This is a genomic window from Aeromonas sp. FDAARGOS 1411 (assembly GCF_019047125.1).
Classification (GTDB): Bacteria; Pseudomonadota; Gammaproteobacteria; order Enterobacterales; family Aeromonadaceae; genus Aeromonas; species Aeromonas veronii.
Window position 1 is genome coordinate 3,061,819 of the sequence record NZ_CP077214.1, and the last position, 19,431, is coordinate 3,081,249.

Consider the following 19,431-nt stretch of genomic DNA (forward strand, 5'->3'; position numbering starts at 1 on the left):
GCCCAGATGAACACTGCTTACTTTCTGATTAACACCGTTTTCGATCTCTACCTGATGGTGATCCTGCTGCGCGTCTGGCTGCAGTGGGCCCGTGCCGACTTCTACAACCCGATGAGCCAGATGGTGGTCAAGCTGACCAATCCGCTGGTGATCCCACTGCGCCGCGTTATCCCGGGCTTTGGCGGCATCGACCTCGCCTCTGTGGTGCTGGCGCTGGTCATCGCCTTCGCCAAGCTGGCCCTACTCAAGAGCATGAATGTGCTGCTGGCGGACTGGCTCAGCATCAGCCTGTTCGCCGCGCTGACCGTGCTGAAGAAAGCGGGCTCGATGATCTTCTGGGTACTGCTGATCCGCGCCATCCTGAGCTGGGTCAGCCAGGGCCGCAACCCCATCGAATACGTGATGCATCAGCTGACCGAGCCGTTCCTCGCTCCTATCCGCCGCGTACTGCCGGCACTGGGCGGACTGGATCTCTCGGTGCTGGTCGCCTTTATCGGCCTGCAAGCCATCAACTACCTGCTGGGTGACCTGTTCGGCCAGCTGTGGTGGATGATTTGATGCCAGCCGTCCTGCAACAAGGGGATGAACTGGTACTGCATCTGGTGATCCAGCCCAAGGCGAGTCGGGATCAGATCATCGGATTGCATGGTGAAGAGCTGAAAGTGGCCATCACGGCGCCGCCGGTCGATGGCCAGGCCAACAGCCATCTGATCAAGTTTCTGGCCAAGCAGTTCAAGGTGGCCAAGGGACAGATCACCATAGTGCGGGGCGAGCTGGGGCGACACAAAACCGTCTCCATCGACAGCCCCAAACAGTTGCCGCAAGAAGTGAGTGCGCTGCTGAATGACACGCAAGGCTGAATGAATCGGCCTGCGCCAACCGTAGATATGAGAGGGATGACAGATGAAAACAGTCTGGATGAGTGGCCTGCTGGCACTGCTGATGACCCTGCCGCTCAAGGCAGAACAGATGAAGGAGCTGGGGCCCTGGCTAGTGCACTACAACGCCTTCAACTCCAGTTTCCTCACCCCCGAGGTCGCCAAGGCGTATGGACTGGAGCGCAGTCGCTACAACGCCATCATCAATATCGCGGTACAGGACAAGCAGAAAGTGGCGCAAGCCGTGGGGATCACCGGTGAGGCCAAGAACCTGACCGGCACCATCCGCACCCTGAACTTTCAGGAGGTAAAAGAGGGCGATGCTATCTACTATCTGGCGACCCTCCCCTACCGCAACGAAGATACCTATCAGTTCACCCTGAAGATCATGGGCGGTGGGCAACAACAGAACCTCAGCTTCCAGCAGACCTTCTACGTCGACTGAGCAGCAACAAGAAGCCCCGACCAAGGTCAGGGCTTCATTTTATCCATATGACAAGGGCGCCATCAGGGCGCCCTTGTTGCATCTATTCCGTACCGCAGCGGTTACAGGGCGAGGAACAGACCGGCCAGACAGGCGCTCATCAGGTTCGCCAGCACGCCAGAGAGAATTGCGCGCATGCCGTAACGGGCGATGAAGGATTTGCGCTCCGGCACCATGGAACCCAGACCGCCGATCAGGATCGCCATGGAGGAGATGTTGGCAAAGCCGCACAGGGCGAAGGTCACGATGGCCTTGCTCGACTCGCTCAGGGTCTGATCCTGCACCAGACCGATAAAGGCGACGAACTCGTTGACCACGATCTTGGTACCGATCAGAGCGCCAGCGGCTTGCGCCTGATCCCAGGGTACCCCGATCAGCCAGGAGACGGGGGCAAACAGCCAGCCCAGAATGATCTGGAAGCTCAGATCCAGCCCCACCAGACCGCCAGCCCAACCCAGCAGACCATTCAGCATGGCGATCACGCCAACGAAGGCCAGCAGGGTGGCACCGACCGCCACCGCAATATTGAGGCCAGACATGGCGCCATCGGCCGCCGCTTCGATCACGTTGGTGGCGCGGGGGATCTCGACATCCTGATGGTGATCGACCTCTTCAGCTCCCGGCGGCACCAGGATCTTGGCCATCGCCAGACCGGCAGGGGCCGACATGAAGGCGGCAGCGATCAGGTATTTCAACTCAACCCCGAGGCTGGCATAGCCCACCAGGGTGCCACCGGCGACAGAGGCGAGACCACAGCTCATCACAGCGAAGAACTGGGAATCGGACATCTTGGAGAGGTAGGGTTTGACCACCAGCGGCGCTTCCACCATGCCAACGAAGATGTTGGCGGTCGCGGAGAGGCTCTCGGCGCGGCCGGTGCCCAGCAGCTTCTGCAAGCCACCACCCAGCAGGGCGATCACCCGAGGCATGATGCCGATGTGGTAGAGGATGGCGATCACCGCGGAGAAGAAGATGATGACCGGCAACACGTTGAAGGCAAAGATGAAGCCCAGCTTGAACTTGGCCAGATCGCCGAACAAGAAGGCGATCCCCTCCTGACCATAACCGATCACGCTGCTTACGCTCTCGCTGACCCCGTTCAGCACCTGCTGACCGGCAGGCAACCAGAGCACCAGACCGGCAAACATGATTTGCAGGCAGAGGGCAAGGCCAACTGTTCGCAACGGGATACGACGACGATTATCAGAGCAGATGACGGCAAGCGCCAGGATACTCAGGATGCCGAGCAGGGCAATCATAGGGACTCCATCAGGTGGGGCAAAAGATGGGCGCGGATTCTGCGCTTCTCCCCCCGTCACTGCAAGTCCGCTTGGTTACAACCCTGTTAGAAAAAACGTTTGCACGACATCGGTTGCGCCAACTGGCTGATTTGGTTCGATTTTAGTATCAAAAGAAATCTAAAGTTCTTATATGGAAACAATCATTCCTCACCGCCGGACAATTTACCCCCGAGCCAGGGGGCCAGTCGCTGCTCCCAATAGGGTTCGGGGCCAAAGCGGGCCTTGAGGAAATCGATGAAGAGACGGATCTTGGGATCCAGATGTTCGCGACGGGCATAAACGGCGTGTACCGCCATCTGCTGGTTCGGTCGCCACCCTGGCAACACCGGGATCAGCTTGCCGCTCTGTAACTCCTTGTCCAGCAAGTAGTTGGCAATATAGGCGATACCGAGCCCGGCCAGTGCCGCATCCCGCACCGCCTCCGCCATATCCACCCGATAGTTGCCCGCCACCTGCACCGTCTGGCGCTCCTTGCCTTGGCGAAACGACCACTGATGATAGCGCCGCTCCCGACTCTGGTAAGTGATGCAGTTGTGCTGGGCCAGATCCTTGGGATGAAGTGGCGTGCCGTGGCTCAGCAGGTAATCCGGCGAAGCCGCCACCACGAAGCCAATGTCGGCCAGCCGCTGTCCCACCAGCCCTTCCGGCTTGTCCTCATAGGTGGTGAGCCAGAGATCCAGCCCCTCATCCACCAGATTGGTTCTGTGGTCGAACAGCGAGACTTCCAGCTCCAGCTCGGGATAGCGATCCTGAAACGCCTTGAGATGAGGAATGACGTGCAAGCGGCCAAAAGATTGGCCCACCCCGAGATGGAGCACGCCGCTCACCTTGCCACGCCGCTCGGCGATCATGGAGTCCGCCTCCTGCGCCACCGCCACCAGCGCATGGCAGTGACGGGCATACTCCTGACCCAGCTCGGTCAGGACGAAACGGCGGGTGGTGCGCTGCACCAGCTGGGCACCGAGGGTAGTCTCCAGCAGCGCCAGCTGCTTGCTGATATGGGATTTGGAGACCCCGAGACGACGGGCAGCGGCAGAGATCCCCTGCTCGCGCACCAGCGCATCGAAGATCACCATTTGAGGAAGACGTTGCAGCACAGGATAACCGGATTGAGTGGCGGGAGCCCATTATTCCAGAGCCGCCCGCCAAGGGGTAGGGTCAGAGCCCCAGCGCCCGGGTGATCTGCAGTTTGAGGGGGTCGTCAGCCGGATTCTGGTTGGCGCCGTAGCTGGCGATCAGCTTGCCATCGCGCCCCACCAGATACTTGTGGAAGTTCCAATTCGGCTCATCCCCATCAGCGGCCGCCGCCAGCCCCTTGAACAGTGGCACTGCATCGGAGCCCCGCACCGCTACCCGATTGAACATCGGGAAGGTGACGCCATAGTCGCGGCGACACACCTCGGCGGTCTTGGTCTCGTTGCCCGCCTCCTGCCAGAAGTCGTTGGAGGGGAAGCCGAGAATAATCAGTCCCTTATCCTTGTAGCTCTGGTAGAGCTGCTCCAGATCGCGAAACTGACCGCTGTAGCCGCAGTAGGAGGCGGTATTGACCACCAGTACCACCTTGCCCTCGGTCAGCTGACAGAGGTTGTGGCGCTGAGAGTTGTTTAGCTCCCGCATCTCCACATTGAAATAATCGGGGCACGCCGCAGAGGCAGCGCCGGCCCCCAATAACAGCAACAGAGTGAACCATTTCATCGCCAAGACTCCTTTTGTTTTGTCCATCATACGCGGTTACCAGAGCTGCAGTTCACTCTCAATGCAATGGAATGCCGGTCAGCCAGCCGTGGCCCCAGAACACCAGCAGCGCGGTGGCAGCCAGGCCCGCCCCGACGCTGATGCCGGTGCCCGTCCAGTTGGCCGCAGGACGGGGATATCGCTGCCAGTCCCGCACCGAAATCCAGACCATGCTCACCAGCGCCCACAGCCCGATGCCGCCAAACAACACCAGAGAGCGCGCCTCGCTGTTGACCAGCAGATGGGCCACCGCCCAGAGCAGGGTACCGAGCAGTTGGGGATGCACCAGCCAGCGGCGCAGATGGTTGGGCCCCAGGCCGGAGAAAAAGAGGATCAGCGCAAAGGGCATCATCACCGTCATGGTCATCGGCCCCCACTCCGGCAGGAAGTAGAGCGGCAGCGAGCTGGCCGAGCGCCAACCGGCGATGATGCAGGCGATGGCGATAAACACCAGCAGGGAGAAGAGCCCCTTGTAGCGATTCTCACCCAGCCGTTCTCTCAGTCGCGCCCGATGGGCCACCGCAAAACAGGGGTAGAGATGGATCAGGGTAAACAGCGCAACCCCCAGAGTCAGCAGGAACATGAGTCTCTCCTTGTACTTGGTACGACCACTATGCCGTAAAGGGAGATTTGCGCCTATCAAAACCGCGCTGACCCATGGAGTCAAAAGTGTGGCAAGACAAAGGAACAGAAAGAAAAGAGCCGATCACGATGGATCGGCAAATAAGTGCCAGGGCAGTCAGACATCTCGCGGGATGGGAGATGCCCCAAACGGGGATATTGAGTGGCCGATGGGGCGCATCGGCCGAACCGAATCAGCCCTTGAGCTGATAGAGCGCCGCTACGTTGCGCGCAGTGAGTTGAATATTGGTGCTGGCGCTCTCCAGCGCCTCCGGCAGAGACATGGCGCGGTTGACCACGGCGAATACCGCGTCCAGCCCGTGATCGTGTACCACACCGCAATCATCGGTCAGGCAACCGGAGATGCCGATCACCGGCTTGCCGAACTGCTTGGCGCAACGTGCGACACCGATTGGCGTCTTGCCATGGATGGTCTGGCTGTCGATGCGACCTTCACCGGTGATGACCAGATCCGCATCGGCCACTTCATCGGCCAGTTTCAGCGCTTCGATGACGATCTGGATGCCGGGCTTGAGCTCGGCACCAAGCAGGCCGACCAGCGCGGCCCCCATGCCACCGGCGGCACCCGCCCCCGGAATATCCTTCACCTGCTTGCCAAGGGCCTGCTCAATGCAGTCGGCATAACGGGAGAGGTTGGCATCAAGTTCGACAACCATCTCGGGCGTTGCCCCCTTCTGCGGGCCAAACACCGCAGAGGCGCCTTTCGGGCCGCAGAGCGGGTTGTTCACATCGCACGCTACCTCGATAACCAGATCGCTCAGGCGCGGATCCAGACCGTTCAGATCGATGGTCGCGAGTTCGGCAAGACCTGCGCCACCCAGCTCGATGGCAGAGCTATCCGCTTTGAGCAACTTGCCACCGAGCGCCTGGATCATGCCAGCACCGCCGTCATTGGTGGCGCTGCCGCCGATACCGAGGATCAGATGCTTCACCCCCATCTCCAGCGCGGCCAGGATCAGCTCACCAGTGCCGAAGCTGGAGGTGAGCAGTGGATTGCGCTGCTCGGGCGCCACCAGATGGATGCCGGAGGCGGCCGCCATCTCGATGACGGCGCGCTCGCCATCGCCCAGCAGACCGACGAAGCCCTGCACCTTGTTGCCAAGTGGCGCGGTCACTTCGACCGGCAGGATGCGGCCACCGGTGGCATCCACCAGCGATTGCACCGTGCCTTCACCGCCATCGGCCATCGGCAATTTGACGTAGGTGGCGTTCGGCAGTACCTGCTTGAAACCAGCCTCGATGGCATCAGCCACCGCCATGGCGCTCAGACTCTCCTTGAATGAATCGGGGGCAATAACAATTTTCATATCAATTCCTTAGGCGAGGCCAAACACGCCAAACATCAGGGTGGAGACAGTGGCAATGGTTAGACCGACTGCAGTTTCGTAAGGGATAAGTTTCAGGCGCTCACCCACCCCCATGTGGACGCTGCCACCGGTGGCATGGAAGAAGGAGCCGTGGGGCATGTGGTCAAACACGGTGGCACCGGCATGGATCATGGCCGCCCCGGCCAGACCGCTGATCCCCAGTTCAATCAGGGTGGAGCTGAATACGTTGGAGGCCACCACGGTACCGGCGGTGGTCGAGGCAGTCGCCAGTGACATCAGGGCACCGGAGATGGGCGCCAGCAGGTAGGAGGGCAGACCGGAGGCGGTCAGGCCGCTGATCAGCACATCTTTCAGGCCGGAGTTGGCGATGATGCCCGCCAGGGTACCGGTACCCAGCAGCATGATGGCGACCGGCGCCATGCGGGCGAGGCCGGAGACCGCAAACTGGTTCACCTTGCTGAATTTACCCATCATCAGGGCACCGACCAGACCACCAAGCGGCAGCGCAATCAGCGGATCCACCACGATACCGGCAACAGGACGCAGAGCCAGCAGCAGGATGGCGACCAGCGGTGCACTGATGGCGGCGGCAAAGCCTGGCAACTTGGCACCGGCAAAGCTCACCACCTCATCAGCAGCAACCTTGCTGCCCTTGTTGTTCAGACGCTTGGCCAGCCAGTAGGCCATCACCAGACCGAACAGACCCGGAATGATGCCCGCCGCCATCACAGAGGTGAGGGGCAGATGGAAGGCATCAGCCGCGGCAATGGCGTTAGGGTTGGGGGACATGACGTTACCCGCCTTGCCGCCGCCGATCATCGCCAGCAGGATGGCCGCCTTGGAGAGGTCGGCACGGCGGGCGATGGCCAGCGCGATGGGGGCGACCGTGATAACGGCCACATCCACGAATACGCCGACCGCAGTCAGGATCAGGGTTGCCAGCGCCAGCGCCAGCAGGGCGCGGGTTTCACCAAGTTTCTTGACGATGGTCTCGGCGATAGTGGTGGCAGCGCCCGATTCGATCAGTACACCCGCCAGCACACCGGCCGCCAGGATCCGCATCACCGCAGTGGTGATCCCCTGGGCGCCGCCGATCATCAGGGCGACGGTCTGGGTCAGATCGGCACCGCCAATCAGGCCACCGGCCAGGGCACCCACGATCATGCCGTAAGCGGGCGGCACCTTCTTCAAAATGAGGATGATGGCGATGGAGAGCGCCGCGATGGCGCCAAGGGCTGTAACCGGGATCATGACGGACACCTTCAATGGGAGTGAATGGCCGCCATTATGGAGATCTGCAATCAGAATGCTTTGGCTGAATAACCAAAAATCACATCATGTAAATGTATTTTTTTGTCCAAATTCACAATCACAAGTCGAGATTAAGGCCGAGATAGAGCAAAAATTTGTCGTCTAACTTGTTGAAATTCAACCCGGTTATCTGCTCTATCCGCCCCAGCCGATAGCGCAGGGTATTGGGGTGAATGAACAGAGCTTCGGCACAGCGATGCAGATCACAATCCTGCAAGAAATAGTGGCGCAGGGTCTTCTGCAGCGCCCCCTTGCCATCTTCCCGGGCCAGTTTCTGCAGCGGTGTGCGCAGCTGATCCGCCTGCCAGGAGTCCGCCAGACTGCCCAGCAGCACCGGCAAACGGTAGTCCTCAAAGAAGTAGACCTGTTTGCGCGGCGCCTGCCGCATGCCACGGCGCAGGGTATCTCGCGCCGTCTGGTAAGAGCGCGCCAGCCCGTCGATCCCGGCGAAGTAATCGCCCACCGCGATATGCACCTTGAAGTGAGGAATACGCGCCAGCAACTGCTTGATCCGGCTGCGCTCCTGCGCCGATTGCCAGACGCCATCACTCAATTGCGCCGGTTTGAGCACCACTATCTCGTCGAGCCCGTTGATGGCGACCAGATTGTCCCGCTCCGGATTCTCCAGCTGATGGACCAGCTCTCGCAGACGCGCCGGATCCGCCTCCTCCAGCGCCAGCACGGCCACCACCCGAGGCTGGGCCAACTCCAGCCCGAGAAAACGGGCCGCCTGCTGCAATTGATCGACTCGCCCCTCGCCCCGAATGAGCTGCAACACCAGCTCTTCCTTGTGGCGCTTGTCCCACTGCAACTGCTCGGTAAGCGCCGCCTGCTCCAAGATCAGTTCGGCCGTCATTCGCACCAGCTCGGCGTAAGCACGCACTTCCTCCGGATCGCCGGAGATGCCGATCACCCCGATCAGCTCCCCCTGATAGGAGATGGGCAAATTGATGCCGGGGCGCACCCCTTTGAGCTGCAAGGCAGTCGCTTCGCTGATCTCCACCACCCGGTTCTCGGTCAGCGCCAGCACGGCCCCTTCGTGGCGCTGATGGATCCGCTCCGGATTGCCGGACGCAATGATGAGGCCATGTTCGTCCATCACGTTGACCGAGAACGACAGGATCTTCATCGCCCGTGCGACGATCTGGCGGGCAAGGTTATCGTTTAGCTGCATAACATCTCCGGGCAAGGAACTGATCTGAGAGCGCCACTACGGGCCGATTCAGGGCACATGGACGCAAAGATGCCACATCATCAAGACAAGCGAGAGGGGGATCGCTAGAATAGGCCACTTTACCCGATGTGCGCCCCGCCATGGAGCAGGAATTGCGTGCTTGCACCCGCCTGCCCGTGATGGCCCATCCCTCCGATCTGGACTGTGCTATGGATTATGAATTTCGCCGCGACCCGTTTGGTGGCTATCGCGCCCGGTTCTCCATGGGCCATGAAGCCATCGGTCAGTGGCTGATCGACGAGGTTGGCAAGGATGAAGAGAAGCTCGACGAGCTCTTCTCCATCATTGATCAGCTCTCCAACCGCACCCGAGTCGAATACCGGCTCAACGGCGGTGACTACTCCCTGCTGCTGACCCATGAAGAGGCGGAGGTGAAAGCCAACGCCCTCAATATCGAGCTGGGTGAGGATCTTGACGATCTCGCCTACTACGATGATGAACAGCTAGCCATGTGCGGGCTGGAAGATTTTGCCCAGGTGCTCACCTCCTGGCGCGCCTTTATCCGTAACGAGGATATGGGCTGATTGACCCAATGTCGGGCAAATGTGCTCTTTTGCCTAACTCAACAGGATTGACTATGTCTATTTACGATTTTGATGACGAACTGCCGGAAGACGAAGAACAGGAATCCACCAAGAAAGCGGCTGCACCTGCCAAGAAGAAAGGCAAGCAGGTGATGAACACTCAGGTCAACCTGAGCCCGCGCGATGCCAGCCGTCTGAACGGCATGCACGTTGAAGCGATCGCCACGCTGGACGACGTCAGCCTGCCGAAGAACGTCATCTTCAAGGCAGGCCTGATCGCCCTGGGCGAACTGGAAGCCAGCAAGCGCGCCGATATCATCGCCCGCGTGATTGCCGAATCAGGCCGCTAAGCGTCCCTGAAGGCAAATAGAAAGCCGGAGCCACTGCTCCGGCTTTTTGTTTTCCGGCCGTGCACTCTCAACGGCAATCGATCCCCTTTCCGGCTCGGGAGATCAGTTGGTCATAGCGGCCATCGGCACGGGCGGCAGCCAGGGCATGATTGAAGCGCTCAAGCAGGTTGGCGGCCTCCGGGTACTGCCGTGAAATGATCAGGTAAAAGGTGTCGCTCTGACGAAAGTGGGGCAATGCCTGCAGATGGCAGGGGTCGCCAAACAGCTGACGGCTGGCATCCCGGGTCACCGTCTCGTTCATCGGCAGCAGATCGATCCGTTTGCGATCCAGCAATTGCAGACATTGTGCCAGGGTCTTGGGGCGCTGCAGATCCAGCCCGAAACGCTTGATCACCCCGTCGGCATGGCTGGTGCTCCACCCCAGCGGAATGCAGACACGCAGCCCTTGCCAGCGGCCAGCCTGAATGGCCTCGCTCCCCCGATAGGTGTACCAGGAGAGGCGATCTATATGAATGGGAGCGCTGTAGTGGAAGAGCTTGGCCCGCTCGGCAGTCCAGGCGTAGGGGAAGGTGGCCGCAACCAACCCATTGCGGGTCAACTGATAGCCGCGGGGCCAGGGCAGGTAGTCGACCTGGAGCTCTCGATACCCGGCCTCTTGCAGCAGGGTCGTCACCAGCCGGGTGCTCTCGCCGCCTTCAGGCAGGGCCTTGCCGGTATAGGGGGTGAACTCACCGGTCACCAGCAGCAAGGGTGCGGCCTGCAGCCAGACACACCAACAACACAACAACCACAGACAGTGCTTCATCAGCTGCTCTCCCTTTACCCTGTTGATGAGTATAGAGAAGGGATCCGACCACCTCCTGCGCGGTTGTCCTGCTGACGCCCACTTGTTAAGGTTGCCGCCTGCCTCGATCAAGGAGATCCAATGTTACCCCTCCCCGACTCATTTATCTGGGGCACGCTGGCGCTGGCCGTGCTGCTTGCCCTCTTCCGCCAACGTCTTCCCGCCTTTGCCCTGCTGGGACTCTCCCTGCTGCTGGCCCTGTGGCTTGACCGAATGACGCTACCCGCCCTACTGGTCTCGGTCGCAGGATTACTGCTGGCGTGGCGTACGCCAACCCTCCCCGCCCGCCGGGCGATGGCGGCCAGAATGGTGCTGATCCTCTGGGCGATTGCACTGACCCTGCACCTAATCCCCGGCTTCAACAATCTCAAGGTGCTGGATCAGGCGCTGGCAGGCCCCGCCAGCGTACCGTTCAACATGTATCTGAACCTCGACAAGCCGCTGCTGCTCTTTGGCTTGCTGCTGGCCTGCCCGATGCTGCTGGGCAAGGGGGGCGCCATCCGCTGGCGCCCTTTGGCCCTGTTGCTGCTGCCGCTGGGTGCCCTGCTGGTCATCGCCTGGCAGTTGGGGGCACTGAAACCGGAAGTGGGTCTGCCCCACTGGTGGTGGCTGTTTGCACTCAACAATCTGCTGTTCACCTGTGTGGCAGAAGAGGCGCTGTTTCGCGGCGCGATCCAGCAGGAGCTGACCGAGCGTTACCGCCCCTGGATTGGCATCGTCGTGGCTGCGCTACTGTTCGGAGCCATCCACCTGCCCGGTGGCCCACTGCTGGCGCTGTTTGCGACCCTGGCAGGCTGCTGCTATGGCCTGGCATTCCAGCTCAGCGGGCGACTCTCCGTGGCCATCCTGATCCACTTCGCCTTCAACTTCGCCCATCTGGCGCTCTTCACCTACCCGCTGGCCCACCGCTAACTCCTGAAGGCGCCTGACACAGGCGCCTTCCCTCGCTCTTCCCTCTCTCTTTAAGCGTGTTAAGCGTGCTGCCTCGCTCGCTTTACACCTCCATAAAGCTCCAAACAAAACCAATTCATTTACTTGTAACCAAAATGTAAACAAACTGACCTCTGCATTCGCCATAACAGTCACTTTCCATTGCCCTGCAACCAAAAGGATCCTGTGATGCAGAAAACCCTCAGTTATGCCGCCCTGCTGCTGGTCAGCCAGTTCCCGCAACTGGCACTGGCCGATACCGATGTCTATCTCACCAACAACAGTCCTGAACCGCTTCAGATCGACATCAGCCAAAGCGGCAGCGGCCAGCTGCAACCCAGCAGTCTGTGGAGCCAGCACCGCACCGAGCTGGGCCCGTGGGAGAGCGCCATGGTACTCAGCTTCAATCGCTATGAGGGGGTAAAAGCGGGCAAGAGCTATCTGTTCGAAACCCGCGTGACCACAGCGGGTGGCGACGTCTATCGGCTCAACCAGCTGATGGAGGGAACCTGGTGGAACACCACCTTGCAGCACGGTGGCGAGACGCCGACCGGCGCATCCGGCTGGCAAAACGATCGGGCGATCCACCGCGTTGCCGGGCCACAAGAGCTGGCCTTTGCCGCCAAGTTCACCGGCCGCTACGACGATCTGCACTATATGATCACCCCCCCCCAAAAACGGGAGCAGCCGGAACCGGCAGAAAACAGGCTCAAGGTGGCCAGCTACAACGTCTGGGCGCTGCCTGTGATCGCCTCCAGCATCGGCGAGCGGTTGACCCTGCTACCTGATTATCTCAAGGGCTATGACGCCCTGCTGCTGCAAGAGGTATTCGATGGCCGCCGCGAAGGCTTTTTGCAGGCGCTGGCGAAAGAGTACCCCTACCAGACCAAGGTACTCGACAAGCCCGGGGTCAACATTCATGACGGCGGCGTGGTGATCGTCAGCCGCTATCCCATAGTGCGGGAGGCCCAGCTGGTCTATCCCCAATGCACCGGCACCGACTGCTTCGCCGACAAGGGGGTGATGTACGCCGAGGTGATCAAGGGGGGCAAGGCGTGGCACCTGTTCGCCACCCACACCGCCAGCTTCGACACCGACGAGGCGCGCAAGCTGCGCCAGATCCAGTTCGGTCAGATCCGCTCTCTGGCTGCCAGTCTCAAGATCCCTGCCACGGACACCGTCATCTATGGCGGCGACTTCAACGTCAACAAGCGCAAGTTTGCCGACGATTACGCCGGCATGCTGGCCAACCTCAATGCCGATGAGCCGACCTACGGCGGCTATACCGAAGCCACCTTCGATCCCAGGATCAACCCCTATGCCGGCGGGCCGCTCTCGGGCGGAGCCAACGTCGAGTATCTGGACTACCTGGTAGTGAGCCGGGAGTACGGCGCCGTACGCCACAACCTCAACACGGTCTGGATCCCGCGCAGCAGCGATGGCAGCCTCTGGCCCGCCAGCAACCTCTCAGACCACTTCCCGGTCAAAGGAGAGATCAGCCGATGACTCATCGTTACGGGATACTGGCGCTGGCTATCCTGACCCTTTTACTGGTGAATCTGGGCTGGCAGGAAGAGCAGCCCCCGATATCGCCAGAACAGTCGGCGACGCCTTCTCCGGCCGATGTGCAATTGCCAGCAGAATCGGGGAGCCCGCCTCCCCGCATGCCAAACGCTGAGGGGATAGATGGCAAAAGCAAAGAAGTGCCCAGCAGCTGGCAGGCGATGCCGGATGAACTGATCAACCAGCTTGCCAGCGAGATCAGCGACAGCGAGTTGCCGCTGGCGCAGCGTGTGAGCAATCTGGAAGCAACAGAGGCCGGGTGGCTGAGCGAGGGGGAGAGTCTGATCCGGTTACAGGGGCGCTATGCCCTGGCGCTGGATCAGTTGGCGCAAGAGAGCGAGCAGTTACCGCTGGCCGAGCGGCTGGACGCCCTCAGCCGCTTGCAGGACCGGTGGGCAGCGGATCATCCGGATCTGGCGGTGGATCTGTTCAACCCGGATGCCCGCCTGCAGCAAGCTCGTCAGCTGTGGGGAGATGAGGATCTGGCCACCCTGGCCCGCCACTTCCTGCCCTCAGAGCAGGCCGAAGCCACGCTGGCGTTTGCCGGAGCGCGCCAGCAGCAGCTGGATCAACGCAGCCGCTACCAGCGAGAGCTGGCCGAGCTGGAGCAGCAACTGGCGGCCAGCCAACAGCAGATGGATCCTGCCCTGTGGCAACAACACAAGGAGGAAGTGCTGAGCCAGTGGCGTCGTGACTTCTTCGCGCGGGAGCAAGGCACACCCTGAGGTCAGCGCTTGCCCTTGAACTGCTTGACGCTACGTTTGGCCTGAGTGCGGCGATTGGCCTGCTTGTCACGAGGGGGGCGCTTGCCCTCCCCGCTGGCAGGCTGGTCGGTGACCGGGAATCCCGCCAGATCGCCCAACGGCAGCTCGCGGCCGGTCAGGGTGCGGATGGCTTGCAGCATGTCACTCTCGCCATGGCAGACCAGCGAAATGGCCAACCCCTCGCGGCCAGCCCGGGCGGTACGACCGATGCGGTGTACGTAAACAGGGGCGCTGGCGGGCAAGTCCAGATTGATCACCACCGGCAGCGCCTCCACATGGATGCCACGCGCCATTAGGTCGGTAGCCACCAGCACCCGAACTTTGCCCTCTTTGAAATCGCCGAGTGCCTGCTCGCGCACCGCCTGCTCCTTCTCGCCATGGAGGGCGGCCACCGCAATGCCCGCCTTGGCCAGCTTTCTGGCCACCCCGTCGGCATCATCCCGCGCACTGATAAAGACCAGCACCTGCGGCCACGCCTGCTCCTTGAGCAAGCTGATGAGCGCCGGCACCTTGCTGCTCTTGTTGACCAGATAGAGCCGCTCTTCGATCTCGTTCACCACGCTGTTGAGGGGGGTGGCCTCGATACGGGTAGGCTCGCGCAGCAGGCCGTTGGCCAGCGCCTCCAGCTCGGCAGGCAAGGTGGCGGAGAAGAGCAGGGTCTGGCGATCCGCCGGAATAAAGCCGAGCAGTGCCTTGATGTCGGGAGCAAAGCCCATCTCCAGCAGGCGATCCGCTTCATCCAGCACCAGCAGTTGCAAACCATCCAGCCCCAACAGTTGCTGGGTCAGCAGATCCCGCAGCCGCCCCGGCGTCGCCACCAGCAGCTGTGGCCCCAGAGCCAGCTCGGCCTGTTGCCGCTCCTGCGCAACGCCCCCACACAACGTCACTATACGCAGCCCCAGCGCCTCGGCGCCCTCTTCAAGCGCGGCAGTGACCTGAGTCGCCAGCTCGCGGGTTGGCACCAGCACCAGACCCTGCACCTGACTGGAGGAAGGATCCAGCCGTTGCAGCAGCGGCAAGCCAAACGCCAGCGTCTTGCCGCTGCCGGTCTGGGCCAGCGCCAGCAGATCCTGCCCCGCCAGCGTCGCCGGAATCGCCAGCTGCTGGATGCGGGTCGGCGTCTGCAAGGTGGCAGGCAAAGAGGCAAGCAGAGCAGGATGAAGGGCAAGTTCGCTAAAGATCATGGCGCTACGTCAACAAAGAAGTGGGAGGCGAAGTCTAGTGAGCGGGGGCCGAGAAGTAAAACCCTATCCATGATGGTTTGGCCAAGGGGCGCTGACGACGGGCTGACTACACTTTAGCTGACCCATCACCAAGAGAGACTCGCCATGACCAGACACATCCCCCTTCTGCTGCTCGTGGTCACCCTGCTCGGCAGCGCCACCCTCGGCCTGTCGCAGACTCCGGAGAACGACGTCGCCCCCGAGCCACCGAAACCGGTGCGCATCCTCAATGCCCACCTTGGCGAGCTGCCGGGGCTGATCAATGCCGACAAGACAGGCCCCTTTGTCGACCTGGTGCACGCCATCGATGACCTCTACCCCGATGTAACCATCAAGATCACCATCTACCCCATCGCTCGTGCCATGGCTGGGGTGATCTCCGGCAAGGCTGATCTGGGGCTGCCCGCCATCCGCAACCTCAAGGATATCGATATGCTGGCTTATCGTTTCAGTACCCGCAGTTTTGGCAAGGTTGCCCATGTGATTTACAGCAATACCGCCTATCCGGTCACCACGGATATGGCCTACGGCATAGTGCCCACCAAACGGGATCTGCTGATCGAGGCCGTACCCGACTATATGCCCTTCCCGGTGCAGCGCTCGATGAGTATCGAGCAGTCACTGCGCAAGCTCTCACGCGGCCGTATCGACGCCTTTGTCTGGGCACAAGAGGAGGCCGACCTGATGCTCAAGCAGCTGGGGCTGACCAATATCAGGCGAGAATTTTTCGGGGATTTCGAGGATGTCTTTATCATCCAGAAAGGGGCTGCTGGTGATGAGATGGACGAATTTCTCCAGCAAGCCATTGATCAGCTGGCCGCCACCGGCAAACTGGCCGAGATCTACGAGAAGATCCACCGCCCCTATGTGGAGTGGCAACCCTCCCCTGCCGCCAAGGTCGAACCGGCAACCACCCCGCCCGCTACGCCCTGAACGGACAATTCCCGCATAAAAAATCCCGCCGAAGCGGGATTTTTTATGGCTTGCAGCCTTACAGCACGGCCAGCGCCGCAGCGTAGTTCGGCTCGTCGGCCACTTCGGCGACCAGCTCGCTGTGCAGCACCTTGTTGTCACCATCCAGCACCACGATGGCGCGAGCGGTCAGACCGACCAGCGGACCGGAAGAGAAGGCAACGCCGTAATCTTCCATGAAGGCCGCACCGCGCAGGGTGGAGAGGGTCACTACCTTGTCCAGACCTTCGGCGCCGCAGAAGCGGGACTGGGCGAACGGCAGATCGGCGGAGATGCACAGCACGACTGTGTTCTCCAGCGCGCTGGCCTGCTCGTTGAACTTGCGCACAGAGGTCGCGCAGGTCGGGGTATCGACGCTCGGGAAGATGTTCAGGATTTTGCGCTGACCGGCAAAGCTTGCCAGGGTCACGTCGGAGAGATCCTTGGCCACCAGGGAGAAGGGCTTGGCTTGCTCACCGGCGACCGGGAAGTGACCAGCGACGGAAACCGGGTTGCCTTGCAGAGTGACTGAGTTGCTCATGTGTTATGTCCTTTATTGGTGTAGTAAAAATCCGGGTGATCAGTATAGGGGCGGCGAGACCAGACAAACACCCGCGAAGACAAGGGATATAAAGGGGTTGACCTTGGACTTAACACCAAGGTTTAGACTCCTCCTCGGTAATCAGGGATCTCGCAGGGGCGGGATCCATCAAGAGGGACTCATCATGAGCAAATCCTGCTGCAATCATCAGCACGCCGCCCCCATCAAGGCCGTCAGCAAGGCGGCCTCCGGCCAGAGTGAGCATCACCACGATAGCCACTGCTGCGACAACACCACGCCCGTCAGTTGCTGTTCAACCCCGACGCCTTATGAGCACGCATCCCGTGACGGCAATGAATCACCTGGGGATGAAGAGCCTCCCCGAGGAAGCTGTCACGATCAAGCGTGCTGCAGCGCCCCCTTATCGCCAGCTCATGAGCATGAGCATGAGCATGGGCACGATATGCCCCCTGCCGACCCGCTGGTTGCGCCGGAGCAAGGCAACAGTCGCCATAGCTGGCAGGTGTTGGGGATGGATTGCCCCAGTTGCGCCCGCAAGATCGAGACCGCCGTCAGCCGGGTGAGCGGCGTGCAGCAGGCCCGCGTGCTGTTTGCCACCGAGAAGCTGGTGGTGGATCTGGCCCCCGGCCTCTCCCCCGATCCCGTCACCGCCGCCGTGCTGGCCGCCGGTTTCCAGCTCAAGGAGGAAAGCGCTGACAAGCAGGCCGCTGGCCGCAAGCAAGCTTCACAACAGCCCCGGCAGGGCAATCTATTCGGTAACTTTTTGGGCAAATATTGGCAGCCCCTGTCACTGGCCGGCCTGATGCTGGTCGCCGCCCTGTTGCCGAAAGAGCTCGGTCAGCCGCTCTTTACCCTAGCGACCCTCTGGGGGCTGTGGCCTATCTCCCGCAAGGCGTGGGCGCTGACCAAAAGCGGCTCCCCCTTCGCCATCGAGACGCTGATGACAGTCGCCGCCGTGGGCGCCCTGTTCCTCGGCGAAACCGCCGAAGCGGCCATGGTGCTGCTGCTCTTTATGCTGGGTGAGCATCTCGAGGCCTACGCCGCCGGACGCGCCCGGGCCGGAGTGACCGCCCTGATGGCGCTGGTGCCTGACAAGGCGCTGCGCATCCGTACCACTGCCGAGGGCGAGGTGCGGGAAGAGGTCGCCGCCGATCAGCTGCGTCCCGGTGATATCATCGAAATCGCCCCGGGTGCCCGCTTGGCAGCCGATGCCCGTCTGCTCGATGAGCTCGGTGCGTTTGACGAGAGCGCCCTGACCGGTGAGTCTATTCCGGTAGAGCGCCGCCATGGTGACAAGGTGCCGGCCGGCAGTCTGGCTGCCGATCGAGTGCTGCGCCTTGAAGTCGTCTCCGAGCCAGGCAACAACGCCATCGACCGCATTCTGCACCTCATCGAGGAGGCCGAGGGCCAGCGCGCCCCCATCGAGCGCTTTATCGACCGCTTCAGCCGCTGGTACACCCCGGCCATGATGCTGATCGCTATGCTGGTCGTCATTATTCCACCGCTCGCCTTCGGCCAGAGCTGGGACGAGTGGATCTATCGCGGACTGGCGCTGCTGCTGATCGGCTGCCCCTGCGCGCTGGTCATCTCCACCCCGGCAGCGGTTACCTCGGCGCTGGCTGCGGCAACCCGTCAGGGGGCCCTGATCAAGGGGGGGGCCGCGCTGGAGCGATTGGCCCATATCGATACCGTCGCCTTTGACAAGACCGGCACCCTGACCCTGGGCAAGCCGCAGCTGACCGAGCTGGTGAGCCTCAATGGCCAGCCGGAGGACGAGTTGCTGGCACTGGCGGCTGCCATCGAGCAGGGCTCCCACCACCCGCTGGCCCGCGCCGTGGTCGCCAACGCGACCGAACAGGGGATGACGCTGGCGGAGGCTCGCGACCTGCGAGCCCTGCCGGGCATGGGCGTTGAGGGGCGCATCAACGGCGAACTGTGGCAACTGCTGGCACCGAGCCGGGTGGCGACCCTGAATGTGGAACAGCAGACCCGGATTGCTTCGCTGGAGCGGCAGGGCAAGACCGTTGTGGTGCTCTGCCAGAGCAGCGATGCTCAGGCGTTGCCGGTTGCCCTGCTGGCCCTGCGGGATCAGATCCGGCCGGAAGCCGCCACCGCGCTGCAAGAACTCCATCAGCTCGGGCTCAACAGCATCATGCTGACCGGGGATAACACCAACGCTGCCGAGGCGATCGCCACCGAGCTGGGCATGGGCTGGCGCGCCGGTCTGCTGCCGGAGAACAAGGTAGAAGAGATCGCCAAGCTGGCCAGCACCCGGAAGGTTGCCATGATCGGCGATGGCATCAACGATGCCCCGGCCATGAAGCGGGCCAGTATCGGCATCGCCATGGGTGGCGGCACCGACGTGGCACTGGAGACCGCCGATGCGGCGCTGACTCACAACCAGCTCGGCGGTATTGCCGCGATGATCCGGCTGTCGCGGGCGGCACTGGCCAATATTCACCAGAATATCGCGCTGGCGCTGGGGCTGAAGGCCATCTTTCTGGTCACCAGCCTGCTCGGCATCACCGGCCTGTGGATTGCGGTGCTGGCCGATACCGGCGCCACCGCACTGGTGACCGCCAACGCCCTGCGGCTGCTGCGCAAGCGCTAATCCCGCACCATCAAAACCGTGAAATAACAACCGCCGCCCCAACCGGGGCGGCTTTTCTTTTTCCTCTCATTTCTCTCACGGCACCCCGTAAAAGAAAAAGCGCGCCTGCCGGTCGGCAGTCGCGCTTTGCTTACTCTCTCGGAGTTATCCCACCCTTGGCAAGGTGGAATTCAACCCGGGGGCGCCGAGCCATCCCC

Annotated in this window: 20 protein-coding genes; 10 read left to right on the forward strand and 10 right to left on the reverse strand. The window is 61.6% G+C overall.

Annotation, left to right across the window (positions count from 1 at the left end; translation table 11 throughout):
• Window positions 1–6 precede the first annotated feature (6 nt).
• Genes I6L41_RS13715 through I6L41_RS13725 form a run of 3 tightly spaced genes read left to right on the forward strand, consistent with a single transcriptional unit; the run spans window position 7 to window position 1,323 of the window.
• Window positions 7–558 (forward strand): YggT family protein, encoded by a 552-nt coding sequence (locus tag I6L41_RS13715; protein ID WP_042011910.1) that lies wholly within the window; start codon window positions 7–9, stop codon window positions 556–558.
• Entirely contained in the window at window positions 558–860 is a 303-nt protein-coding gene (yggU, locus tag I6L41_RS13720) for a DUF167 family protein YggU (RefSeq protein WP_216947939.1), read from the forward strand. The genes I6L41_RS13715 and yggU overlap by 1 nt, the downstream gene beginning before the upstream one ends.
• A gap of 43 nt (window positions 861–903) precedes the next feature.
• Window positions 904–1,323, forward strand: coding sequence for a DUF4426 domain-containing protein (locus I6L41_RS13725; protein WP_120414748.1), 420 nt, complete (start codon window positions 904–906; stop codon window positions 1,321–1,323).
• Between the two features lie 101 nt (window positions 1,324–1,424).
• Here the strand turns inward: I6L41_RS13725 and I6L41_RS13730 are convergent, their stop codons facing one another.
• The 7 genes from I6L41_RS13730 to I6L41_RS13760 all read right to left on the reverse strand — a co-directional run bounded on the left by I6L41_RS13730 (window position 1,425) and on the right by I6L41_RS13760 (window position 8,852).
• On the reverse strand, window positions 1,425–2,621 hold the full coding sequence (locus I6L41_RS13730) for a NupC/NupG family nucleoside CNT transporter (RefSeq protein ID WP_160881766.1): 1,197 nt from the start codon (window positions 2,619–2,621) through the stop codon (window positions 1,425–1,427).
• Between the two features lie 182 nt (window positions 2,622–2,803).
• Window positions 2,804–3,739, reverse strand: a complete 936-nt coding sequence (locus tag I6L41_RS13735) for a LysR family transcriptional regulator (RefSeq protein ID WP_005340335.1) — start codon at window positions 3,737–3,739, stop codon at window positions 2,804–2,806.
• 82 nt (window positions 3,740–3,821) lie between these two features.
• Window positions 3,822–4,358: a glutathione peroxidase gene (locus I6L41_RS13740; protein WP_076495785.1), complete on the reverse strand. Its 537-nt coding sequence runs from the start codon at window positions 4,356–4,358 to the stop codon at window positions 3,822–3,824.
• 58 nt (window positions 4,359–4,416) lie between these two features.
• Window positions 4,417–4,980: an NnrU family protein gene (locus I6L41_RS13745; protein ID WP_216959484.1), complete on the reverse strand. Its 564-nt coding sequence runs from the start codon at window positions 4,978–4,980 to the stop codon at window positions 4,417–4,419.
• 232 nt (window positions 4,981–5,212) lie between these two features.
• Window positions 5,213–6,346: a glycerate kinase gene (locus I6L41_RS13750; RefSeq protein ID WP_216959487.1), complete on the reverse strand. Its 1,134-nt coding sequence runs from the start codon at window positions 6,344–6,346 to the stop codon at window positions 5,213–5,215.
• A gap of 9 nt (window positions 6,347–6,355) precedes the next feature.
• Entirely contained in the window at window positions 6,356–7,618 is a 1,263-nt protein-coding gene (locus I6L41_RS13755; RefSeq protein ID WP_139707427.1) for a GntP family permease, read from the reverse strand.
• 118 nt (window positions 7,619–7,736) lie between these two features.
• Window positions 7,737–8,852, reverse strand: a complete 1,116-nt coding sequence (locus tag I6L41_RS13760) for a sugar diacid recognition domain-containing protein (RefSeq protein WP_005340325.1) — start codon at window positions 8,850–8,852, stop codon at window positions 7,737–7,739.
• A 209-nt stretch (window positions 8,853–9,061) separates the two neighbouring features.
• Between I6L41_RS13760 and I6L41_RS13765 the strand changes: the two genes are divergently transcribed.
• Together I6L41_RS13765 and I6L41_RS13770 are read left to right on the forward strand one after the other, a co-directional pair.
• Window positions 9,062–9,436 (forward strand): YacL family protein, encoded by a 375-nt coding sequence (locus tag I6L41_RS13765; protein ID WP_026034971.1) that lies wholly within the window; start codon window positions 9,062–9,064, stop codon window positions 9,434–9,436.
• A gap of 53 nt (window positions 9,437–9,489) precedes the next feature.
• Entirely contained in the window at window positions 9,490–9,786 is a 297-nt protein-coding gene (locus I6L41_RS13770) for a hypothetical protein (RefSeq protein ID WP_005340323.1), read from the forward strand.
• A 67-nt stretch (window positions 9,787–9,853) separates the two neighbouring features.
• Here I6L41_RS13770 and I6L41_RS13775 read toward each other — a convergent pair whose 3' ends face one another.
• Window positions 9,854–10,591, reverse strand: a complete 738-nt coding sequence (locus I6L41_RS13775) for an ABC transporter substrate-binding protein (RefSeq protein WP_216959492.1) — start codon at window positions 10,589–10,591, stop codon at window positions 9,854–9,856.
• Between the two features lie 120 nt (window positions 10,592–10,711).
• Here I6L41_RS13775 and I6L41_RS13780 point away from each other — a divergent pair, with 120 nt between their 5' ends.
• The 3 genes from I6L41_RS13780 to I6L41_RS13790 all read left to right on the forward strand — a co-directional run bounded on the left by I6L41_RS13780 (window position 10,712) and on the right by I6L41_RS13790 (window position 13,848).
• Window positions 10,712–11,542, forward strand: a complete 831-nt coding sequence (locus tag I6L41_RS13780) for a CPBP family intramembrane glutamic endopeptidase (RefSeq protein WP_204384353.1) — start codon at window positions 10,712–10,714, stop codon at window positions 11,540–11,542.
• A 207-nt stretch (window positions 11,543–11,749) separates the two neighbouring features.
• Window positions 11,750–13,066 (forward strand): sphingomyelin phosphodiesterase, encoded by a 1,317-nt coding sequence (locus I6L41_RS13785; protein WP_216959495.1) that lies wholly within the window; start codon window positions 11,750–11,752, stop codon window positions 13,064–13,066.
• Window positions 13,063–13,848 (forward strand): hypothetical protein, encoded by a 786-nt coding sequence (locus I6L41_RS13790; protein ID WP_216959499.1) that lies wholly within the window; start codon window positions 13,063–13,065, stop codon window positions 13,846–13,848. Before I6L41_RS13785 ends, I6L41_RS13790 begins: the two co-directional genes overlap by 4 nt.
• 2 nt (window positions 13,849–13,850) lie before the next feature.
• Here the strand turns inward: I6L41_RS13790 and I6L41_RS13795 are convergent, their stop codons facing one another.
• Window positions 13,851–15,071: a DEAD/DEAH box helicase gene (locus I6L41_RS13795; protein WP_216959502.1), complete on the reverse strand. Its 1,221-nt coding sequence runs from the start codon at window positions 15,069–15,071 to the stop codon at window positions 13,851–13,853.
• A gap of 144 nt (window positions 15,072–15,215) precedes the next feature.
• Here I6L41_RS13795 and I6L41_RS13800 point away from each other — a divergent pair, with 144 nt between their 5' ends.
• Window positions 15,216–16,043 (forward strand): transporter substrate-binding domain-containing protein, encoded by an 828-nt coding sequence (locus tag I6L41_RS13800; RefSeq protein ID WP_040067394.1) that lies wholly within the window; start codon window positions 15,216–15,218, stop codon window positions 16,041–16,043.
• 58 nt (window positions 16,044–16,101) lie between these two features.
• Here I6L41_RS13800 and tpx read toward each other — a convergent pair whose 3' ends face one another.
• Complete coding sequence (gene tpx / locus I6L41_RS13805) at window positions 16,102–16,602, reverse strand: thiol peroxidase (protein WP_005341463.1); 501 nt, start codon at window positions 16,600–16,602, stop codon at window positions 16,102–16,104.
• A gap of 184 nt (window positions 16,603–16,786) precedes the next feature.
• Here tpx and I6L41_RS13810 point away from each other — a divergent pair, with 184 nt between their 5' ends.
• The gene (locus tag I6L41_RS13810; RefSeq protein ID WP_216959505.1) at window positions 16,787–19,234 is read left to right on the forward strand and encodes a zinc/cadmium/mercury/lead-transporting ATPase; all 2,448 of its coding nucleotides are present in this window, start codon (window positions 16,787–16,789) and stop codon (window positions 19,232–19,234) included.
• Window positions 19,235–19,431: the final 197 nt, after the last annotated feature.